A 21,456-nucleotide genomic window follows, 5' to 3' on the forward strand; every position below is an offset into this window, starting at 1 on the left:
AAGCTACAGTAGAAATATGCAGCCAACTGTAATCAATAAGCTAAAAATTATACGATTAAACATCGGCTGTGGAATGAGACGATTAATTTTCCCACCGACATAGATGCCGATGATAATTCCGGGAATTGACCATAGAAACAAACGCCAAACTTGTGGAGTCCATAGCCCTGCAAATCCGTGCCCTGCGATCGTAGCAATTCCTGAAAACAGAAAATAGCATTGCATTGTTGCTCTAAAATAGCTGGCTGACCAACGACGCATCACGCCGTAAACCGCGATCGGGAGTCCATTAATGTTGTAAGCACCTCCTAAAACTCCCGCAACCAATCCAAAGAAAACGGCATAGCGTTCATGGTGAAGCTGCGGAAACTTAGGAGAAATAAGATTAAACAGTCCATACAAGATGAGAATGATTCCTAGCCCAAGCTTGACTGTTTTTTCAGGCGCATACTGTAATAGAAGTAATCCAAAGGGAACTCCGATTACTGTACTAATGATGAGCCTCCAAGCTGACTTGAGATCAATGCTATCTTGATCAAAAATTAGAATCAGTGAACTAATAATAAACCCTGTCAATGCGACAATGGGAGTTGCTGTTCGCAAACTCATAATCATGCCTAGTAGCGGCATTGCTAAAAGCGCATCACCAAACCCGATCGCAGAACGAATTGAAGTACAGACAAACAGGATTGATGCTGTTGCGATCGTTAAATCAGTAAGGTTCATGCAAAAGACTAATAAAGGATCTGAATCAATCCATAGCTAGAGATTGAAATGAATAACCAGGATAGCGCGCCTAAATACAAAGGTCTTAGTCCAATCTTTTGAATCTGATTTAATCTTGTTTCTAATCCCATTGCTGCCATTGAGATGGTTAAGAGAAACTGATTGACTTGTCCTGTCATTGTTTTTATTTGCTGTGGAATTAAGTTCAAGCTGTTCAGAAGAATCAACAGCATAAAATAAACGACAAACCAAGGAATAGTAATTCGTGATTTTGATTGAGGAGCTTTAGAAATTGCTCCAAGCATGAGCATCATCGGAACGAGCCAAAGGACTCTCGACAGTTTTGAAATACTAGCAATCTCGCCACTGACTGAATTTACTTGAAAAGCCGCTGCAAGCACTTGGGCAACTTCATGAATTGAAACTCCACACCATAATCCAAATGCTTCTGGTGTTAAGTTCAATTGCCCGGAGAGTAATGGATACAAAAGCATCGATACTGTTCCGAACAAGGTAACAATTCCAATTGCATACGTGATATCTTCATCTCCACTCTCGGTCGTTGTACTTGTCGCAATCACAGCAGAAGCACCACAAATCGAAGTACCAGCAGCAATGAGGCGAGTTAAGCTAGGACTCACGCCTAAGTGTTGTCCAACCCAACAGGTCAACCAGAATGTACTTAATAAGGTTGCGATGATGATCAGTAACCCCGTGATGCCAACCGATAAAACTTGTAATAAACTAAGTTGAACACCGAGCAGAATGACTGCAAATCGGAGAATTCTTCTCATGGCAAAGTGGATTCCTGCTTGGTGTTTTGGTGCTACACCAATTGTATTTTGAACTAAAATGCCTAGAAGAATTGCCAGGATGAGAGGGCTAAAAAGAGTGAAACCGGGTATCAATCGGAGCAGATAAGCGATCGCTGTCAAGCCACAAACGAGCCATACTCCAGATTGGATCTTTACTAGGCTTATTTTGATTTGAGCAATTGCCTGAGAGAAAACATCACCTTGAAATGCTGTGACGATTTTTATTGCTGCGAACGGTTTAATATTATTTGTTTTGTGCCGCATTACTTTGATTCAATTGACTGATGCAATTCAACAGAAATTCGCCTTGCTTTCGGGTAAGATTGCCAACAAAGCAAGGCAGTTACAGATTGGAAATCAACTCAGCATAGAATTGCGTCTGCTAATTTGTGGATTGAGCAGAATGTTTTGTCAAGTGCTGAAGCGATGTTGAGAAAGACTTGCCCAACAAATGATGTTGGATCAGTCAAGGTTACGGGTCTTCCAGAGTCACCCGCCGCACAAATTCGAGCCTCAATCGGAACTTGTCCCAGTAGAGGAGTTTGCAGTTCTTCTGCAAGTTGTTGTCCCCCACCACTGCCGAAAATCGGAGTCGGCTCACCACAATGCCCACAGCGCAAATAGCTCATGTTTTCAATGATGCCGAGTACTGGAATTCCGACTCGACGAAACATATGAATACTGCGGCGAACATCTGCGATCGCGACTTGCTGCGGTGTGGTGACGAGTAATACGCCACAGATGGGGCTTTCTTGAACGATCGTGATTTGAGCATCTCCTGTACCGGGTGGTAAATCAATCAGAAGATAGTCTAGATCGCCCCATTCGACATCTTGGATAAACTGAGTGATGACCTTGTGCAGCACAGGTCCGCGCCATGCTAGTGGATGATCGGGTTCTGCTAGAAGCCCAACTGACATGACTTTGATACCGTGGGCTTCTAAAGGCAGAAATCGCGTTCCTTCAGCAGTTTCGATCGTCTTCACCTCAGAATGTCCTAATCCCAACATCTGTGGAATATTTGGGCCATAGATATCTGCATCCAGCAGCCCGACTTTTGCGCCTTGTAGGCTTAGCGCGATCGCAAGATTGACAGAAGTGGTTGATTTTCCAACTCCACCTTTACCACTCGAAATCGCTAATGTCGTTCTCACGCCTGGAATCGTGCAGAGTTGAACATAACTCTTCTTACACCAAGTGAGTTGTGAAAGCACAGTCTCAATCTGATGTTTCAAATCGTGCTGATGCTTTCCAACATACAGCCGCAGGTAAACATAGTTATCCACCACTCTGAGATTACGAACCATGCCTAAACTCACAATATTGTTGTTGAGAACAGGTTCAATAATAGTTTTGAGCAGTTCAGTCACCGCTTGTTGGCGTGCTTCAGCAATCAGATCAGGTGGATCTATTTCGGGAAGGTCATGAGCCGTCTGGAAGGGAGAACGATGATTAGGCATTAGAGGGTTCTTGTAACGCTTCTTGAATGGTCTGAATGGCGCGTTGAGCAAAGATGCAGACATCGCGATCGGGGTCGTCGAGCGATTGCTGCAACGGATTGAGAGCCGCTTTATTTTTCAAAATGCCAAGCGCGAGCGCAGCATCTCGTCGGACATCTGAATATTCGTCAGCGAGTGCTTGAATGAACAGAGGAAGAGAGCGATCATCTGGAATTTTCTGCAAGGCTTGCAAGCTGAATTTGCGAACTTGCCAATGATCATCTTTTAAGGCAGCTTCTAGAGGCGCGATCGCGGTTTTGTCTGCATGAATTGCAAGAGATTTTGCTGCATTGCGCCGAACTTCCCAATCTGGATCGTGAGTCAATGCTTCACAGAGACGAGGAACAACTTGCTCATCACTGAGATGTCCCAGCGTTAAAGCTGTTGCCCGCCGAACACTTTCATCCGAATCGGACAATAGCGCTAATGCAGGTTGACAGCGTTCGACTTGGTTGAGATAGCGCAATGTTGTCACCGCAGATTCTCGCAAAGCTGGATCGGGAGATTCAAAAAAAGGCAACACATATGGTAATGATTGAGCATCATGAATCTTCCGTAACAGGAAGAGAATATTCAATTGCAGGTTTAGATCATCTCGCAGTAAAGCATCTAGGAGCAGCAATAAATGATCTGGAGCAATCAGTTCACCTAATGCCGATCGCGCTTCGTCTCGGATTTCTTCATCTGGAGACGCGAGACATTCAATCAAGGCTGGAACGGCTGCTGGATTTGCAAGTTCCCAGAGTACAGTCACTGCTAACTTTTGGACGAGTAGACTTTCATCTGTTAGGGCTTCGATCAACGGGGTTAGAGCCTCTTCGTCTCCAAGATGCTGTAAGGTTTTGAGCGCAACTAGTCGATTTTCAACTTGTGGCGATCGCAGCATTTCTAACCAAGGAGCAAGTTCAGAATTCGTGTCCATTACTTTCCTCTAGCGCAACAGGAATGGAATTTGAACAGTAATTGCGTTGGTCGGGCATTCCTTTTCACAAGGTAAGCAGAACCAGCACTCGTCATACTTCATATAAGCTTTGCCTGTTTCAGGGTCTTTGGCTAAGACATCAAGCGGACAGACTTCAATGCAGGCGACACATTTTTCAAGACATTTTGACTCATCGACAATGACTGGAACATCGATTCTTTGAATTGCTAAAGCCATCGCAATTTACACTCTTCTAAATAACTTAACGAACAGCTACGTCGTACACTTCGGTTTCAACATTGACATCTACGATGTAAGGCTCGATCGGACGTTTGAATAACACCATGTCACCCGCATCATCTTTTTTCAGATGCACGTGGCAGAACCATTCATCATTGTTCTTGTCTGGATAGTCTGCTCGATAGTGATACAGTCCCCAGCGACTTTCACGGCGATAGAGGGAAGCTCTTGCTGCCATTTCTGCACAGTCGCGAATAAAGTGAACTTCCATACAGCGCATCAATTCATGCGGATCACGAGCACCCATTAGCTCTAATGTGTCGTGGTAGCGCACAAAATTGCTGAGTCCAAGCTCCATGCGATTGGCTGATTTAGGCGGCTGGAGATAGTCATTGACGAGCCGACGCAGCTTATATTCAACCTGGGTATGTGGTACTCCGTTGGGTCGATCGAGCGGCGCATAGATTCTTGCTTTTTCGGCAGCTAGAAACTCTGGATCAGGGTCGAGATGATCGAGATTCTGACAATATTCAACGGCATGTTCTCCAGCAATGCGTCCAAAGACAAACGCACCGATCATATAGTTATGAGGGACGCTTGCCATGTCGCCTGCTGCGTATAGTCCGGGAACTGAAGTTTCAGCCCGCTCATTCACCCAGACTCCAGAAGCACTATGACCGCTACACAGTCCAATTTCAGAGATATTCATTTCGACGCCATGAGTGCGATAGTTTTCACCTCGCCCTTGATGGAATCTGCCTCGACTCGGGCGCTCATTTGCCCAGAGGATTGACTCAATTTCAGAAATTGTATTTTCATCTAAATGAGTCATTTTGAGTTGAATTGGACCTTTGCCAGAGTTTAGCTCTTTCCAAACTTCTAGCATCATTTGACCGCTCCAATAGTCGCAGCTAATAAAGCGATGTCCTTGTGCATTAGCTGTGTAAGCTCCAAATGGGCTTGCAACGTAAGCACAAGCAGGACCGTTGTAGTCTTTCATCAACGGATTGATTTGAAAACATTCAATGTTACTCAGTTCTGCTCCGGCGTGATATGCCATCGAGTAACCGTCGCCTGCATTGGTTGGATTTTCGTAGGTTCCATACAGATAGCCAGAAGCAGGTAAGCCTAAGCGCCCGCAAGCGCCCGTGCAAAGGATGACAGCTTTCGCTTGAATGACGACAAAATCTCCATTGCGAACATCAAGACCGACTGCACCGATCGCACGTCCATCGCGCACGAGAACCCGAGTTGCCATGACTCGATTTGTGACTTGGGCTTTGTGACGTTTAACTTGACGCGCCAGAATCGTTTTTAAATCTTTTCCTTCTGGCATCGGCAAAACGTATTTACCCACGCGATGCACTTGTTTGAGGTCGTAATCTCCTTGAGCATCTTTCTGAAATTTTACGCCCCATTTTTCGAGTTCTTGAATGACAGAAAAGCCAAGTTTTCCAGTTTGATAAACAGCGTTCTGATTGAGAATGCCATCATTCGCGATCGTAATTTCTCGCACATATTGTTCTGGAGTCGAATTTCCAGGAATGACGGCAGTATTGACTCCATCCATTCCCATTGCAATCGCGCCACTGCGACGGATATTTGCTTTTTCTAGAACGAGTACCTCACCTTCGGGATTGGCTTGCTTTGCTTTGATGGCAGCCATGGTTCCAGCCGTTCCACCCCCAATCACCAGCACATCCGTCTTCATCCATTGAGTATTCACTCAAAAAGCCTCCTGATTGATGAACAGAATTTTAGTCTTACGCTGAAAACTGTCTCAAGCACTACAGAAAAAATCAGCGAAAACGACTTGATTAGAAACATCTTTGATCCAGAAGAAGTTTGCCTGAAAAAAGATGTGATTGAATCAACTGTTTTCATTGTGCAGCACGATTTTGAATTTCTTTATTGCAGTATTTTATGAACCAATAAATGAATTGAATTGATCAATTTGATATGATCAACAAACACCCTATGAGGTTGTAAAGCGATGGAAGTTTATCAGATTCGAGTTTTTCTAGAAGTAGCTCGTTACCTGAGTTTTACCGAGGCAGCCGATGCGCTGAATTTAACTCAGCCTGCCGTGAGCGCTAAAATCAAATCGTTAGAGTCAGAATTAGGAACTTCGCTGTTTTACCGTTTAGGGCGCAAGATTCAACTGACAGAAGTTGGAGAATTCTTGTTTGAAGAAGGTGCAAAACTAATTCAGATTGAAAATCAACTCATTCAGAAAATTGAAGATATTAAAAAAGGAAAATGTGGCAGTCTAAAAATCGGCTGCACAATGGCACTTGCTGAAGGTTGGTTGCCTAATATTGTGTTTGAATATCGACAGCAATATCCGAGTATTCAAGTTCAATGTCTAGTGTTTGAATCTGCTGAATTGCTCTATCAAGCGATGACGAGCCAGACAGTAGATGTGGGGATTTCTGATGTCAATTTTGAAGAGTTTTCTGAACTTTCAACTACTGCGATCGACAAAATTTCTTATCACGTCTTTGTCTCTCATCATCATCCCTTAGCAAAACAGCGCTGGATGAGTTTAGCCGATCTGAGAAAGTATCCTTGGGCATTGCTTCCTGCAGGCACACCGAGCCGTTTAGTCCTGGACTCACGATTGTCTGAGTTAGGACATGCGCTGGATGGATTTCTCCGATTTGAAACCGTGGATACGATGAGCTTGATGCGAACCTACATGATGCAGGGGAACTATCTCGGCTTCGCAACTAACTTTGATTTTCAACCAGAGTGTGAATTAGGGACGATGACAGCAATTTCGCTTCAGGAGTTTGCTTTATCTGGCTCAGTTTACCTGGTCGTGCCTCGACGCTTAAACCAAGCGAACACAGTGGATTCATCGAGTCGGCGATCGCGCAATCTCAATCCGACTCAAAAGCTCATCAACCTGCTACAAGCTAAGACAAGTCCTGCTGTTTCTGCCTCGAACGTTGTTCGTTTACGATCGCCGAGTTTTGTGCGTCGCAGTCAGTCTTCTTCACGGTCTGAAGTGCTAACTCTTTCGATTGGAGTACAAAACGGGACAATTCCTGCGATCACAGCAGGCTTAATCATGCAAAGGTTGGGGCTGCTCGAACATTTCCTGCCCCAAGAAGGACGATATAGTTCGATTCAGTATCAGATTCAGTGGCAAGACTTCTCAACCGGAGCGCCGATTGTCGATGGCTTGCGATCTCGACAACTGAATATTGGTGTGCTCGGTGACTATCCCTTGCTCTTAAGTGCTGAAGATACAGTTCAGAATACTCGCCTGATTAGCTTTGTCTCGACCAATCCTGATGGGTCTTGTAATGCGGTTGTGGTTCCCCATCGTTCTCATCTTCACAGCGTCGATGACCTACGTGGACGAGCGATCGCAGTTCCCCTCCGGTCTTCTGCACATGGCATGGTGCTGCGATCTCTGAATGCGACTCGGCTTTTAGATCAAGTCAATTTAATCCCTTTTCAGCAACAGGCTGACCAATTCGAGTTTTCTGAACAATACGCGGATGGCTATGCTCACTTTGCACCATTTCACGACATCGCTTGTCGTCGCGGACAGTTCCGTTACCTCGAAGGGTGCAATTCCGAAGCGTTACCTGCTTTCTATGGTGTAGTAGTCACGAATGAATTGGCTGACCAGTATCCAGAAGTCGCGATCGCGTATCTTCGGGCATTATCCGCAGCCCAATATTGGTACGACACAACGCCAAGTGCGCCAGCTTTAGTCGCAAAATGGACGCATCTTGATCCAGAAGTGATTGTTCAAATTTTGAGCAGTTCGTATCAGAAAACTCAGCCGGGACGGTTTTTCTCAGAGATGCAGATTCGTCCTGACTGGCTGAGATTACACATTGATCAACTGAGTCAGATTCCAGGCAACCAGCATTTACAAGCGATTAACTTAAATCAATGGATTCATGCAGACTTTTTGCAGCAGATTAGAGCATAGCAATACTTGGAACTGATCTCGCGATCGACATCGCAGCTAAACAAGCTATACCCGTCTCTGTTGGTTAAGAGTGCGTCAGGCATTTGTCTGTTTAGCTGCAAATTCGATTCACCAATCGAATGTTCGGATTGGCTGAGTTCAAGCTGCTGAGAGAATGTTTTAAAAGTAATCGTTGAGACGCATTCACCCGTCCCGGAATGGCAACGTGAGCGAAGAGTCTGTTTATACCTTTAAAGCATTCTCTTAGCTTAGCTCCATGCTTTTCAAGGTTTCTTCTCGAATGAGTTCAAAAACCTCGCGATTTAATTGTAAAAATTCTGAAGTCACCATGATATCGATATGTCTCGGTCGTTCTAGAGGCACATCTACAATTTGCTTAATCCGCCCTGGATTCACGCCCATGACGAAAATACGATCGCTCAAGAACACCGCTTCTTCAATGTCATGCGTCACAAAAATCACAGTTGCTTTCAACTCGCTCCAAATGTCGAGCAGAAGCTCTTGCATCATATGTCGGGTCTGCGCGTCTAATGCTGCAAAGGGTTCATCCATTAACAGTACAGAAGGAGAGTTCACCAAAGCACGGATAATACTTGCCCGCTGCTGCATTCCTCCTGATAGTTGGTAAGGATAAGAGTTGCGATGCTTATACAACCCCACACGATTGAGATAGTAGTTGACAATCTCTTTGCGCTTTGCCGCAGGAATGCCTTGAATCTTCAGTCCAAATTCCACATTCTGGAAGGTCGTCTTCCACGGTAAGAGTGAATACTGCTGAAATACAAATCCGCGATCGGCTCCGGGACGCACAATCCGTTTGCGATCAACCGTAACAGAACCGCTGTAAAGTTTAATAAATCCAGCGATCGCATTGAGAATCGTCGATTTTCCGCATCCGGATGGACCAAGCAAACAGACAAATTCGCCTGGCGCGATCGTAAAGTCGATCGACTCTAAGACCGGAATTAACTGTCCTTTTCGTTGAAAACAAATTGATAGATCCTCGACCTCCACAAGTCCTTTGAGTGCTTGTTGCGGAGTTCCTTGCTCGATTAACATTGTCACACTTACTATCCTCTAAATATGAATTAGTTGGCGTTCCCTTTCTTCGTGACGCGCCAGGGCATTAAGACATGGGTCAGTCGATCCACTGCATAAGAACTCAGTGACCCCATCAATCCGATCAGCAGCATTCCCATCACAATCGGAGGATAGTTAGAAGTCACATAAGACTCCCAGGTCAGATAACCAATCCCAAACCGTCCTGCCAAAATTTCAGCCGTGACTAGACAGAACCAAGAATTTCCCATGCCAATCACTAAGCCACTTGCAATGCTAGGCATGGCTCCCGGAATCACAATGTCTTTGAAGACGTGCCATTGTCTCGCGCCTAAGCATTGTCCAACGCGCAACAATAGTAAATCAGTGCCTTCAACGCCTTTGATCGTGCTAATCAAAATTGGGAAGAATGCGCCGATAAAAGTAATGTAGACCATTCCCGACTCTGCATCCGGAAACATCAGAATCGCCAGTGGAATCCAAGCAACCGCAGGAATGGGACGGAGGATCTCTAACGGCAAAAACACAAGGTCTTCGATCTTTTGAAACCAGCCAATCACAATTCCTAAGCTAATGCCCAGCACGACTGCGATCGCATAGCCCAAGAGTACCCTCAGCACGCTTGCCTGAATATGCACCATTGGATTGTTCGAGAAAAACTTCAAGGTTGCACTCAGAACTTCTACAGGCGAAGGAAGAAAGGAAAAATTGATAAAGAATTGAAACTTGATTGCACAGAGAAATTGCCAAATTCCAAAAAATAAAACTAATGAAAGAACTCGGAACAAAAGCCTGATCGGGTTAATTCGTGAAGAACTGTCTGAACTCTGGAATAACTGTGAAAGTAGAAAACTCCAGCGATCGAGCATACGAGGTTTTGTCGATCGCGGAGAGGACGGACTAGACATAAAATGCCTCCAATCGGTAAAAGAGCACAGCGAGGAACACATTGTTCCATGTTCAAGCGTTCTTGACTGTATCAAAGCGCATCTAGCGTGCTGCTATGGGCTGTGAGGCTTGTGCGTAAAACTCTTGTAGCCCTTTGAATCCAACGACCTGAGCATTATTCTGTTGAGCAAAAGTCTGAGCATCCTTCTCGGTCAAAAATGCAGAGATATCATTATTGTTGCGAACAAAGAAAGAATTCTCTGCAAAGAGCTTCCAACCGTTGCTACGATCGTGCACAAAAATAGCACTAACCGCCTGCTTGCCCTCAGCCTGAAGCTTTTTCAACGCTGCCATCATATTTTGAATCGAAGCATAGTTTCTCACTTTCTCTTCGCCTTTGAGCCACAGTTGAGCTGCCAATTTTGCATCTTGAATCGGTTGCTTTGTTTCAGCATCTTCTCCTGTAATTACAAATTGCTCAGCCTCTGTTGCAACTTGTTGATCGCTCATGCCCATTTCTTGCATCGCCTGCTTCAGATAGCTGTTGTCAATGAATTTTTTCACATCTTCAGGTTTGACAGTGGCATCTAGTCGTCCTAACTGTTGCAGAGTCGTCACACTGTTGGTAAGCGCGTCTAGATTGGGTTGCTGAATGCTAGGATTGAGTCGCTGCAATCCAGATGGCCCGAGAAACATATACACGACTTCCTTCTCAACTCCTGCCCATTGTTCAACCTTGGCTGAAATAGCTTCGGGCTGTTCACGAAAGAGTTTGTTCGCTTCGAGCAAGGCTTTCATGTAGGCAACAACAACTTCTGGATATTGCTTAGCAAAGTCCGATCGCACGACCACTCCATGAAATGTCGGGACACCGAGTTCTGCACCATCGAAGATCTTCCGAGCAAATCCTCGGAAGGGAAACATCTCACCAAAGGGGACAAAGTTTGCATGAGCGTCGATCTGATTGGTTCGCAGACTCGTGCCACCCACTTCTGGTGCTTGACTAATCAATTTCACATCTTTATCGGGTTCTAGTCCGGCTCCCTTCAGTGCTTTGAGTAACATTCCATGTGCAGCGGAACCGAAGGGCACAGAAACTTGTTTGCCTTTCAAATCTGCCAATGTTCTGACAGAACTATCTTTTGGAACCATTACTGCATTTCCGGCTCCGGTGGCACTGTAGCCCAAAGTCCCAATGTAGAGCGTATTGACACCCCCACCTTTCTGTTGAAAAGTCGTCATGTTGATCGTCAGTGGGAAATCTCCCATCATGCCAATATCAAGTTGATTGGCAAGCATTTTATTTGTAATAGGAGGTCCTGAAGTGTAGCTTGACCACTCAATTTTGTACTCCACATTTTCGTATTTACCTGTTTTTGGCAAGTATTTCTCAAGCAATTTTTCTTCGCGAATAACAGAGCCTCCAGTCGCTGTATTAATGACTTGATCTTGAGTTCCAATCGCGATGCGAATTACTTTTTTTTCACTCGTATTGCCTGACAAATTGCTTGTCTGAATATTAGAACACGCAGCAACAAAAGCAAATGAAATAAATGATAGAGACACCAAAAAACCGCGACGAGTGAACCTCCGTCTATTCATGATTGAAATCGCTCCAGCGCTTGTTGTGTAACTCTTATTTATTCAGTCCTAGCTTCTCTCAACTGTAAGCAAGGATACAAATATTGGCTTCTCTACTCTTTCTATTCATAGAGGGATCGATTGAATCCATAAAACAAATTGATAAGTTTCTAGAGCCTGAGTTAAAAAGTGGCTTCTTTGATTGATAGTGATGTAATAAATATCTAAATCTTGATTACTTTTTAGAATTATTTAACTCATTCAAAATAAAAAGTAATTCGTTGTTTTGAATATGAATTTATCAAGAAGTATCTTTGTACAGTTGAATTTAGTGAGTGCTATGTCGGTGCAGTTCTATTGAAAGAACTGTCAGATGGTGCAGAGTCGTTCATCCGAATCGAGAAAATCGTTCTCTCTCAACAGTCAGTTAGCGTGCAATATGGGATCTTAAATGAGGTGAGAATTCCGAGTTTCACAAGAACTCGGAATTCTCTAGTGCTCAGTGTTATTTCTGGAGAGTTGCACCTGTGCTAAATTCTGAGCGACTGAAAGCGACGGCTCTAAACCGATGGGTCGAGGTTTATAGCATTCTGGCGATCGAAGGGTTTCTAGCCGTACTCATTGGGTTTGGGCTGGTCGTGCTTGGATTAACAGGTGTCGCTTGGATGCTTGGCGGAATTGCGGCGGGTGCGATCGTGATTTCTAGCTATCGAGCCTTGACTCATGAGCCGATTCAACCGAATCGCAATGCTCGAAAAGCAGGTCAATTACTCATCGGTTTAACGATCGGGTTATCGCTGCAACATCGCAATCTCAGTGCATTATCTGCTCATCTGCTCGTCTTTCTCGGCTTGCCTGTGTTTTTGATGCTGGCGGGTGCATTGATTGGCGTTATCTATTCGCGAGTTGAAAAGACTGACTTATTAACCGGACTATTAGCAACGACTCCCGGAAACATTGGAGTCATGGCAAGTATTGCCGCAGAGTACACCCAGAATACAGCATTAGTTTCTCTGGTTCAGCTCATGCGATTTACCACGGTTGTTGCTGGAATGCCTCTGCTTGCAAATGTGGCTTTTACTCGTTCGAGCAATGATGAGATTTCTGCGATCGTTCAAAGTATTATCAAAATTTCTTGGACTGATCTCCAAACTTCGTGCTTATTTATTGGAATTGCGCTCATTGCTGCTTATTTTGGAACAAAGTTGAGAATTCCGATCGCAAATTTTCTGTGCGCGATCGCGGTTGGGCTGATGTTTGAGGTCTTGTCATTGAGCTTTCCAGCGATTGCTCAACTCGATTTTCAACTCCCGATTTTCTTGAATCTGATCGGTCAAATCTTACTCGGAATTACGATTGGTGAATATTGGGGAATTAATCCAAAGTTGAAAATTTTATCGATCGTGCGGTCTATTGTTCCAGTGGTATTGATGTCGATCGCTGCATTGATCGCTGCGTTGATTATTCAATCTCTCACTCAATGGGATTGGCTCACTTGCCTACTTGTTGCGTCTCCAGGGGGTTCGCCTGAAATGATTTGGATTGCACTGAGCTTGCAGCAAGATCCTGAAATTATTACAGCAGGACATCTAGTTCGCTTACTAACGATCAATCTATCGTTGCCGTTCATCTTAGCACTCATTCCCATACTTCAATCTGAGAATGAACAGAGCTAATCGTTCACCCCAAGACATCTGATAGGGCGATCGGGAGCACTCTAAGTTTAGATTCTCCCACTCCCCACCAAAACATGAATCCAGTCAACGACGACCTCGCATTTCAATTTGCGTCTTTCTGTTTTTCCTCACGGCGCTCCTCTTTTTTTTCTTCTTTCTGCTCTTTCTTACTCTCCTGTCCCGAACCAGATTGTCCCGAAGCTGGAGAAACCTCGGGTGCGGGAGTTGGGGACGGTGAGAGTGTCGGACTTGCAGCTGGCTCCGGATCAACCGGAGGACTCGTCGGGGGTTCTGGCTCCGGAGTCGTGACAGGAGGGAGCGGATCAGATTCCGCTTCTGGTGTGACAGAGGGAGAAGGAGTTGGGACAGGCGTTTGGTTCGGAGTCGCTTTTGGGCTGGCTTGCGGGACAACCGAAGGCGCAGTTATTTTTTCAGAGTTCTGTTTTGGACGAGATGACGGTTCAGCGAGCGGCGATTCAGTCGATCTCGGAGGTACGGGAACCGTTTGCTGACTTGTAAATCGGCTTGCTAAAACACTGCCAGATACTAGTCCTATCATTGCAAGACCACCCCAAAGCCAGGGCTGCCAGTTTTGGTTCTGGGGCTGCACGACTGGGGGCTGGGTCTGAATATTTGTTCGATCGACCCGAGGCGAGCTAATGGCAACCGTTGCAACCTGGCTAATGGGTGTACTGGCAGCCGGAACCGATCTGATCGATGGCACTGAAACAGATGTTTTCTCAGAGTCTGGGAGCAAGGCTAGCCATTCATTCATGGTTGCAGGACGATGATGGGGTTCTAGCGCCATGCCTCGTAGAATGGCCTGATTGACTCTCGGACTTAAATCAGGACGGAATTCGCGCGGTTCTAGAAGCGGTTGACGATCGCGCAAAATGGACGCGATCGGAACCTGAGCCGTTACTAGAGAATACAGCGTTGCAGCAAGTCCATACACATCGATCGCGGCTGTCCGTTTGGTTTGGGGCAGATATTGCTCGATCGGAGCATAGCCTTCGGAAAACATACTCGTGTGCGTTTGAGTCATCCCCGGAGAAAATTCGCGCGCTGTACCAAAATCAATCAGAATGACTTGCCCTGTAACTTGATGCAGAATCAAGTTCTGAGGTTTCACATCGCGATGCAGCAGTCCGAGATGATGGACGGCATTCAATGCGGCTCCGACTTGATGAACATACGCGATCGCGGTTGATTCGGGTAATGGCGCATTCGGAAACACCACCTGCGCTAAAGTTGGTCCTGGAATATAGTCCATGACCATGTACGGTAAACCATCTTCCACAAAAAAGTCATTGACTCGCACAATCCCCGGATGAACAAACATCGCAAGCCGTTTTGCTTCATCTTGAAACTGACGTTGAAAATTCGCAAACTGCTGATCTTGACGCAGCGCATCATTGATTGTTTTAATCACCACGACTTGATTGAGCCAATGATGAGTCGCCCGGTAGGTGATGCCAAAACCGCCTCGTCCGAGTTCTTGATCCAGGGTGTATTTCCCGTTTTGCAAGGCTTTGCCCACAAAGGTAGTCATGACAATTCAGTGCAATTTGGTTGAAACAGACGGTTCTAGTTTAAGTCACGCTTGCGCGATCTCCGAGTTCCTTTGGGTGAACATTGAGTGAACATTGCCGCAAATGTTGTCCTCCAACCCAAGCCAGACCTCAATTCTCATTTAAATCGCTAGAATTTAATTCGGTCATTTCTCTGTGTGCCTAAAATGAAACAGTCCTACCCAATCGCGCCCAAGCATCCCTATGTGCATCAACTGCATGGAGATGAACGCATTGACGATTATTTTTGGTTGAGAGAACGCGACAATCCTGAAGTTATCGCCTATCTAGAAGCAGAGAATACTTACACTGACGCACGAATGCATCATACCGAATCGCTGCAAACCCAACTTTACGAGGAAATGCTCTCGCGGATTCAAGAAGATGATTTATCAGTGCCTTACCGCTACGGTGAGTTTTATTACTACACGCGCACTGAAACTGGAAAAGCTTATCCGATTCACTGTCGTAAATATCAAACATTAGATGCGCCCGAAGAAATACTTCTGGATCAAAATCAACTAGCTGAAGGGACAGAGTACTTTAGCTTAGGTGGGTTTGAAATCAGCCCAAATCATCAATTATTGGCATATTCGACCGATACGACAGGCGCAGAACGCTACACTCTATTTTTCCTGGAGTTAGCAACTCATCAACTGTATCCTGAATCGATTTCTGATACCGCTTCTTTTACTTGGGGCAATGATAATCAAACGGTTTTCTATGCTCAAATTGATGCTGTAAATCGCCCGTACAAGCTATTTCGACATCAGTTAGGTCAGAGCGCAGAGTCGGATCAACTGCTGTTTCATGAAGCAGATGATTCTTATTTCCTCGGTATTGATAAAACTCGGAGTGAAGCGTATTTGCTTCTGAGTTTAGGTAGTAACATTACCTCGGAAGTTTACTATCTCGATGCGAATGATCCGAATGGGGAGTTTCGCCTAATTCGTCCCCGCGAGACTGGAATTGAGTATGAAATTGAGCATCATACGGATACCTTTTATATTCTGACGAATGACAACGCGCTGAATTTCAAACTCATGCAAGCTCCGGTGAGCAATCCGAGCGTTGAACATTGGAAGACAGTGATTGAACATCATGAAGATGTATTTTTAATGGGTATCAGTGCGTTTGCCGATCATTTAGTCATTTACGATCGCGAATCTGGACTGCCGAATATTCGAGTGCGTAAATTGTCCACTCAGGAAGAACATCGCATCTCATTTCCCGAACCCACTTACGAAGTTTCAGAATCGATCAATCCAGAATTCAATACGCAGATTCTTCGGTTTGGCTACACTTCGCTAGTTACGCCATCTTCGATTTTTGAATACAATCTCGACACACAGATCCGCGAACTTAAGAAAGAAACCCCTGTTTTAGGTGGCTACGATCGCACTCAATATAAGAGTGAACGACTCGAAGCGATCGCAGCCGATGGTGCAAAGATTCCTTTGTCGATCGTGTACCGAGCAGATCTCGATCGCAATGGTCAAAATCCTTTACTGATGACAGGGTATGGCTCTTATGGCGTTAACTATCCAGATGTTTTTTCGTCTACTCGATTAGCTTTACTCGATCGAGGTGTAGTTCTCGCGATCGCGCATATTCGAGGGGGGTCGGAACTCGGGCGCAAGTGGTATTTAGATGGAAAATTCTTGCAAAAGCAGAATACTTTCAGTGATTTTATTACCTGTGCCGAAACGTTGATTCAAGCAGGTTGGACAGATCGTGATCATTTAGCAATTTCTGGCGGCAGTGCGGGTGGATTGCTTGTCGGTGCAGTGATTAATCAGCGTCCAGACTTGTTTCGATCCGCGATCGCGCAAGTTCCTTTTGTTGATGTTGTTACTACGATTTTAGATACCTCGCTGCCTTTATCAGCAATAGAATGGGAAGAGTGGGGCAATCCAAATGAGCGAGAGTTTTACTTTTATATGAAAGGCTATTCGCCTTACGATAATGTTGAAGCCAAGGCATATCCCGCGTTGCTTGTAACTGCTGGCTTAAACGATCCGCGTGTTTCTTACTGGGAACCTGCAAAATGGACAGCAAAGCTCCGTGACCTCAAAACTGACACAAACGTTTTACTCTTAAAAACCAACATGGGAGCCGGACATGGTGGTGCATCGGGACGATATGAGCGATTAAAAGAAATTGCCTTTGAATACGCTTTTCTACTCGATCAGTGGAAGATTACCTGATGGCGTGCCAGCAGAGCTTGGTATGCTGTGAAAGCGGTTAGCGAAACTCGATCGATGAATCAAACTCAGAAATCTCCCAAAGTCGTTGTCGTCGGAGCAGGATGGGCTGGCTTAGGTTCAGCCTATCATCTGGCAAAACAAGGGTATGATGTCACGCTCTTAGAAGCAGGCGGGTATCCAGGTGGACTGGTTGCAGGTTGGAAAACGGCGCAAGGTCGATCGGTCGAAGCGGGAATTCATGGATTCTGGTATCCCTACCGCAATATTTTCTCGCTGGTTGAACAGTTAGGCTTGCAGCCTTTTACGGACTGGACTCGCTCTTCGCAATATTCTCCGAATGGTTTAGAAGTCGAGTCTCCGATTTTTCAGCAAGAGCCTCGTCTACCTACGCCTTTAGGTACGTTTTTGTACACTCGGTTTAAGCGATTACCTTTAAGCGATCGATTGTCTGCTTTGCCATTGCTTTATGCGGTGGTTGATTTTGATAATTCAGATGAAGCATGGCAGCGATATGATTCGGTCACTGCTCGTGAGCTTTTCAAACAGTTTGGAGTCTCTGCTCGGCTGTACAAAGAGTCATTTGAGCCGATGTTACTGGTGGGATTATTTGCACCGGGAGAACAATGTTCGGCAGCAGCAGCTTTAGGAATGCTGTACTACTTTATTTTGGCGCATCAGCCTGATTTTGATGTGGTTTGGTGTCGGGGCACTGTGGGAGATCAGATCTTTCGTCCTTGGGTTGAACAAATTGAGACTGCTGGTGGGCGAGTGCTGACTCAAAAGCGCGTCAGCGATGTGATCATCCAAGATGGAAAAGCAACTGGGGTTGTATGTGGAGAAGAGGTATTTGAAGCAGATGCCGTGATCTTTTCAGTTGGGATTACTGGGATGCAAAAGATTGTTAGCAGTAGTGCAACTTTGCGTCAGTTTCCTGAATTTTGTAACTTGATGAATTTAAGTGCGATCGATGTCTTAGCAACTCGGCTGTGGTTCGATCGTAAAGTGTCTGTTCCTCTACCCTCGAATGCTTGCTTTGGGTTTGATAACACAACAGGCTGGACATTCTTTGATCTGAATGCGCTGCATGACGAATGGAAAGATCAGCCTGGTAGTGTGATTGAAGCAGATTTTTATCATGCGAATCAACTGCTGCCGATGAGTGATGCAGACATTGTTGCGAAAGTGCATCGCGATCTAGCAACTTGTGTGCCTGAGTTTCGGTCTGCGAAAGTCATAGATAGCAGTGTGATTCGACTCTCGAAAGCAGTGACGCACTTCGCTCCTGGAAGCTATCAGTCGATGCTTTCGGGAACGACGAGCATCGCGAATCTCTTGATGAGTGGCGATTGGATTATTACTCGGCATGGGTCTTGGTCACAGGAAAAAGCGTATGTGACTGGGCTTGAGGCTGCGAATCGAGTGATTGAGCAGTTCAGAATGGGTTCACCTGCACCGATTATTCCAGTTGAACCTGATGAACCTCATATCGATATTGCTCGCACCACAAACCGGATGCTGAGAGACTGGGCAAGTCGCGTTCTTCCATCGCTCTGGTTACCTTGACGCAAGAGTAAACCTTAAGAGACTTGTAGGATTAGCGCGATCGCACATAAGGTTCAGTATAATTGCAGCTTCGGAAGCAGCAAGGGTTCGAGAGATTGTCGCGGGGAGCAATCGCCTGAGTGTTGAACATCCGAGTAGCTCGCTCGTCAACCCTACAAAATCCTGAGGAGCATTATGCTCACGCTATTAGGCATTCCCCGCTTCGAGCAATATGTCTTGAATATGGCATTGGTTCATTTGTGCGATCGCGAAAGTCATGTGGGATATCTCACACGTCAGCTTAATGCAACGGATGGATCTGTGCAGCAAATTACAATTTACCTGCCGCATCCAGAGCAGCAATATGATGGCATGACTCTAGAGGCAGGCTTGACCCAAGGCTACAACATTGAAGTCGAAGCCATTCTCGATCGCAGTCAAATTTGTTATGGAATTCCCAACGGCGCACAGTTTGTTCGAGTCTTGCGGCAAAAAGGAATCGATCAAGGGTTTCAGCTTGCTGCGATCGGGTTATTTATTCGTCCTCTGGCGATTCTGAAGCTCGACATGATTCTGAATATTGAAGCTGCGGAATATCAAACGATCGCAGTTCGGCATCCTGTGATTCGAGATTATCCGAGTGATTGGGAGCAAAAGCTGAATCAGTTTCTTCAGCGAGAGATTGCGAGTGAAGCTTTGCCGAATTTAGCAGGGTATGTCGATCGAGCAATGAACTCAGACTATACTCCTCCAAATTGGGCACAGATTTCCAAGGCTTAACGACTTAGACAGAACATTTCTACATGCCTTCCTACCGTGCCTATCCAATTTCATCGCCTGATGTTTACACGGTAGGTTGTCTTGCATCTGATTTGAGGTGTGAAATCTGGGAACGCCCCCTAAGTTCCCCAGAATGCGGGACTTTGAGAATCCAAAACGCTTTGGCTTGAAGTCCACCAAATTTGGGGGATTTAGGGGGCACGACAGACTGTGTCTTTCACGATCAAGTTAGGAATGCTATCGCTTTTCTAGAAAGCTAGCTCATCTCGAATGTCGCGATCGCCCTTCAGACACATCTGAGGGCGATTTTTGTGGCTTAGCACTTGTCGCCGATTCTGTCTCTTAGGCGTTCTGGTCTAACCAAGCTGTCAACTCTTCGATCTGCGTGAAATCTAATAATGCTTCACCTAATTCTTCGAGTTGCTCGATCGACAATGCCTCAACCTGGGCAGTTGTTTCTGGTGAAAGGGCACCGACTCGACGGGCGAGTTGTTTTAAGATCAGCGATCGACCTTCTTCTTGTCGCCCTTCCTGTTTTCCTCGCTGTTCTCCCAACCGTTCCCCTTCTCGCAAAATCTCCTGATACCAGGGTGACTCTCGCAGTACTGCCATATCCCACCTCATAATTTGCCGAACAATTTCACTTCCCAACACAAAACTAGCAAAAAATGCCAGCAATGATTCCAATTCGACTAATTGCTGATCCCCGCGCAATTGATTCAAGGCTCGCTGTACCACTGTAGTCTCCCCACCATTCTTCAACACGGGCACAAAGGGTAAGAGCGCATTCAGCGATTGCTCAAACACAATCGCGGCTTCCACTTCCCACAGATTGATGACCTGATAATCTTGCCGCGACTGTAGCCCCATGAAGTTCGCCTCGTAGCGATCGAGAATCGTGACTGTAGATGCGGGGGGCAAGATGTTGATTAAAACCGGATAGGTCGGGAGGCTATACTTCTCCTCAGCGAGGGCTGCATAGGCTCGCATTCGCACAGGCAACTTGTCGTTGTAGCGCAACTGCAACTCATTGAGAATCAGAAACTCTCCCTGCGTGGGGCTGTAAGCTTTAACCAAAACATCATTTTCTCGGCTGACCCACTGAAAATCAGATCCGAGGATTTCTTGAGCAATCACATCGGGTTGCTGAGTCACCCATTGCACCCAAGCAGTCGGTGCCAGACTAATGAGACGTTTACCACCAATATCAGCTTTTTTGACCACGGACTATCTTGAGAGAGTAGTTCAAAGAGTCTATCAGCTTTTGATTGATGTATGGCTTGACTACTGAAAACTATGGCGGCAGCACCAGCGATAACCTCAGCTTCCGTCGCGAACTTCCCATCTCCCAAACTTATGCTTGCTTGCCACTCTCACCTTTCATCACAGCAGAAGCAATCAAATGTGCAAGTCGCAAAGGTTCAGGAACATGCCCTCGATCCGTGACTCGCGTGAGAACTTTTGCTGTAATTTCTGGAGTTGCACCACAAACTTGAAAGACAAACGGATGGGCTTCGTAGATTGTCCCGGCACGAGCAATCATGGCTAATCGACGTTCCGGGTCAGGAAGTCGTTTCAAAGCATATTCTACTTTTTCGAGTTTGGGATAGCGCCGCATCACGCTCACACAAGGAAGCGCGATCGCGTTCGATAAAGTCGGCAAATCCACAATATTGAACCCACCCAGCGAAATCCCATCGAGTAAAACAATGTGCAGTTGCGGTAAAAATTTGCTGTTGAGTAAAACCTTTGTGATTGTCTCAGTCGCATCCCATCCATCCGGTTGAATCTCACTCCAAAGCATTCCCTCGAATCGAGTACCCGCACAGACCACTCCAGCGATCTGCACAGGATTCTCAGATTTACGAATAAAAGGCGCATCGTCAAAGCCGATCGCGCGAATTAAACGATTTTGTTCGAGTAGAGTTTCGAGATTCATCGATCGAGGTATCACAGATTGTTTTTATCTTACTTGGGTTGTTTCTGACCCTCCCCACC

17 protein-coding genes are annotated in these 21,456 nt (G+C 45.7%); 5 read left to right on the plus strand and 12 right to left on the minus strand.

The features are described from left to right. Window positions 1–3: 3 nt before the first annotated feature. From J0L70_RS19570 to J0L70_RS19595, 6 genes are all read right to left on the minus strand, one after another. Window positions 4–726 (minus strand): sulfite exporter TauE/SafE family protein, encoded by a 723-nt coding sequence (locus J0L70_RS19570; protein WP_287455602.1) that lies wholly within the window; start codon window positions 724–726, stop codon window positions 4–6. Between the two features lie 8 nt (window positions 727–734). Further along, complete coding sequence (locus tag J0L70_RS19575; protein ID WP_353736653.1) at window positions 735–1,721, minus strand: YeiH family protein; 987 nt, start codon at window positions 1,719–1,721, stop codon at window positions 735–737. 182 nt (window positions 1,722–1,903) lie between these two features. Then, complete coding sequence (locus J0L70_RS19580; protein WP_287455603.1) at window positions 1,904–3,001, minus strand: Mrp/NBP35 family ATP-binding protein; 1,098 nt, start codon at window positions 2,999–3,001, stop codon at window positions 1,904–1,906. After that, window positions 2,994–3,962, minus strand: coding sequence for a HEAT repeat domain-containing protein (locus J0L70_RS19585; protein ID WP_287455604.1), 969 nt, complete (start codon window positions 3,960–3,962; stop codon window positions 2,994–2,996). Before J0L70_RS19585 ends, J0L70_RS19580 begins: the two co-directional genes overlap by 8 nt. Window positions 3,963–3,971: 9 nt before the next feature. After that, window positions 3,972–4,199, minus strand: coding sequence for a 4Fe-4S dicluster domain-containing protein (locus J0L70_RS19590; protein WP_017286112.1), 228 nt, complete (start codon window positions 4,197–4,199; stop codon window positions 3,972–3,974). 25 nt (window positions 4,200–4,224) lie between these two features. Continuing rightward, window positions 4,225–5,928 (minus strand): fumarate reductase/succinate dehydrogenase flavoprotein subunit, encoded by a 1,704-nt coding sequence (locus tag J0L70_RS19595; protein ID WP_026148391.1) that lies wholly within the window; start codon window positions 5,926–5,928, stop codon window positions 4,225–4,227. A 267-nt stretch (window positions 5,929–6,195) separates the two neighbouring features. Between J0L70_RS19595 and J0L70_RS19600 the strand changes: the two genes are divergently transcribed. Further along, window positions 6,196–8,154 (plus strand): LysR family transcriptional regulator, encoded by a 1,959-nt coding sequence (locus tag J0L70_RS19600; RefSeq protein ID WP_287455605.1) that lies wholly within the window; start codon window positions 6,196–6,198, stop codon window positions 8,152–8,154. Window positions 8,155–8,397: 243 nt separating this feature from the next. Here J0L70_RS19600 and J0L70_RS19605 read toward each other — a convergent pair whose 3' ends face one another. From J0L70_RS19605 to J0L70_RS19615, 3 genes are all read right to left on the minus strand, one after another. After that, window positions 8,398–9,213: an ABC transporter ATP-binding protein gene (locus tag J0L70_RS19605; protein ID WP_287455645.1), complete on the minus strand. Its 816-nt coding sequence runs from the start codon at window positions 9,211–9,213 to the stop codon at window positions 8,398–8,400. A gap of 29 nt (window positions 9,214–9,242) precedes the next feature. Next, window positions 9,243–10,121 carry an ABC transporter permease gene (locus J0L70_RS19610; protein WP_287455606.1) on the minus strand — a complete coding sequence of 293 codons (879 nt, stop codon included), beginning with the start codon at window positions 10,119–10,121 and terminating at the stop codon, window positions 9,243–9,245. A gap of 82 nt (window positions 10,122–10,203) precedes the next feature. Beyond that, window positions 10,204–11,703: an ABC transporter substrate-binding protein gene (locus J0L70_RS19615; RefSeq protein ID WP_287455607.1), complete on the minus strand. Its 1,500-nt coding sequence runs from the start codon at window positions 11,701–11,703 to the stop codon at window positions 10,204–10,206. Between the two features lie 506 nt (window positions 11,704–12,209). Here J0L70_RS19615 and J0L70_RS19620 point away from each other — a divergent pair. After that, entirely contained in the window at window positions 12,210–13,358 is a 1,149-nt protein-coding gene (locus J0L70_RS19620; protein ID WP_017286119.1) for an AbrB family transcriptional regulator, read from the plus strand. A gap of 103 nt (window positions 13,359–13,461) precedes the next feature. Here the strand turns inward: J0L70_RS19620 and J0L70_RS19625 are convergent, their stop codons facing one another. Then, window positions 13,462–14,910, minus strand: coding sequence for a serine/threonine protein kinase (locus J0L70_RS19625; protein WP_287455608.1), 1,449 nt, complete (start codon window positions 14,908–14,910; stop codon window positions 13,462–13,464). Between the two features lie 186 nt (window positions 14,911–15,096). Here J0L70_RS19625 and J0L70_RS19630 point away from each other — a divergent pair, with 186 nt between their 5' ends. From J0L70_RS19630 to J0L70_RS19640, 3 genes are all read left to right on the plus strand, one after another. Next, window positions 15,097–17,136: a S9 family peptidase gene (locus J0L70_RS19630; RefSeq protein ID WP_287455609.1), complete on the plus strand. Its 2,040-nt coding sequence runs from the start codon at window positions 15,097–15,099 to the stop codon at window positions 17,134–17,136. Window positions 17,137–17,163: 27 nt separating this feature from the next. Continuing rightward, window positions 17,164–18,699: a hydroxysqualene dehydroxylase gene (locus J0L70_RS19635; RefSeq protein WP_353736650.1), complete on the plus strand. Its 1,536-nt coding sequence runs from the start codon at window positions 17,164–17,166 to the stop codon at window positions 18,697–18,699. A 174-nt stretch (window positions 18,700–18,873) separates the two neighbouring features. Further along, entirely contained in the window at window positions 18,874–19,458 is a 585-nt protein-coding gene (locus J0L70_RS19640) for a hypothetical protein (RefSeq protein ID WP_017286123.1), read from the plus strand. A 342-nt stretch (window positions 19,459–19,800) separates the two neighbouring features. Here the strand turns inward: J0L70_RS19640 and J0L70_RS19645 are convergent, their stop codons facing one another. Both J0L70_RS19645 and J0L70_RS19650 read right to left on the minus strand, forming a co-directional pair. Beyond that, window positions 19,801–20,682 (minus strand): DUF4351 domain-containing protein, encoded by an 882-nt coding sequence (locus tag J0L70_RS19645; protein WP_287455610.1) that lies wholly within the window; start codon window positions 20,680–20,682, stop codon window positions 19,801–19,803. Window positions 20,683–20,812: 130 nt separating this feature from the next. Then, a complete protein-coding gene (locus J0L70_RS19650) occupies window positions 20,813–21,397 on the minus strand; it encodes an endonuclease dU (RefSeq protein ID WP_287455611.1) in 585 nt (194 codons plus the stop codon). Window positions 21,398–21,456: the final 59 nt, after the last annotated feature.

Source organism: Leptolyngbya sp. UWPOB_LEPTO1 (assembly GCF_017302695.1).
Taxonomy (GTDB): domain Bacteria; phylum Cyanobacteriota; class Cyanobacteriia; order Leptolyngbyales; family Leptolyngbyaceae; genus Leptolyngbya; species Leptolyngbya boryana.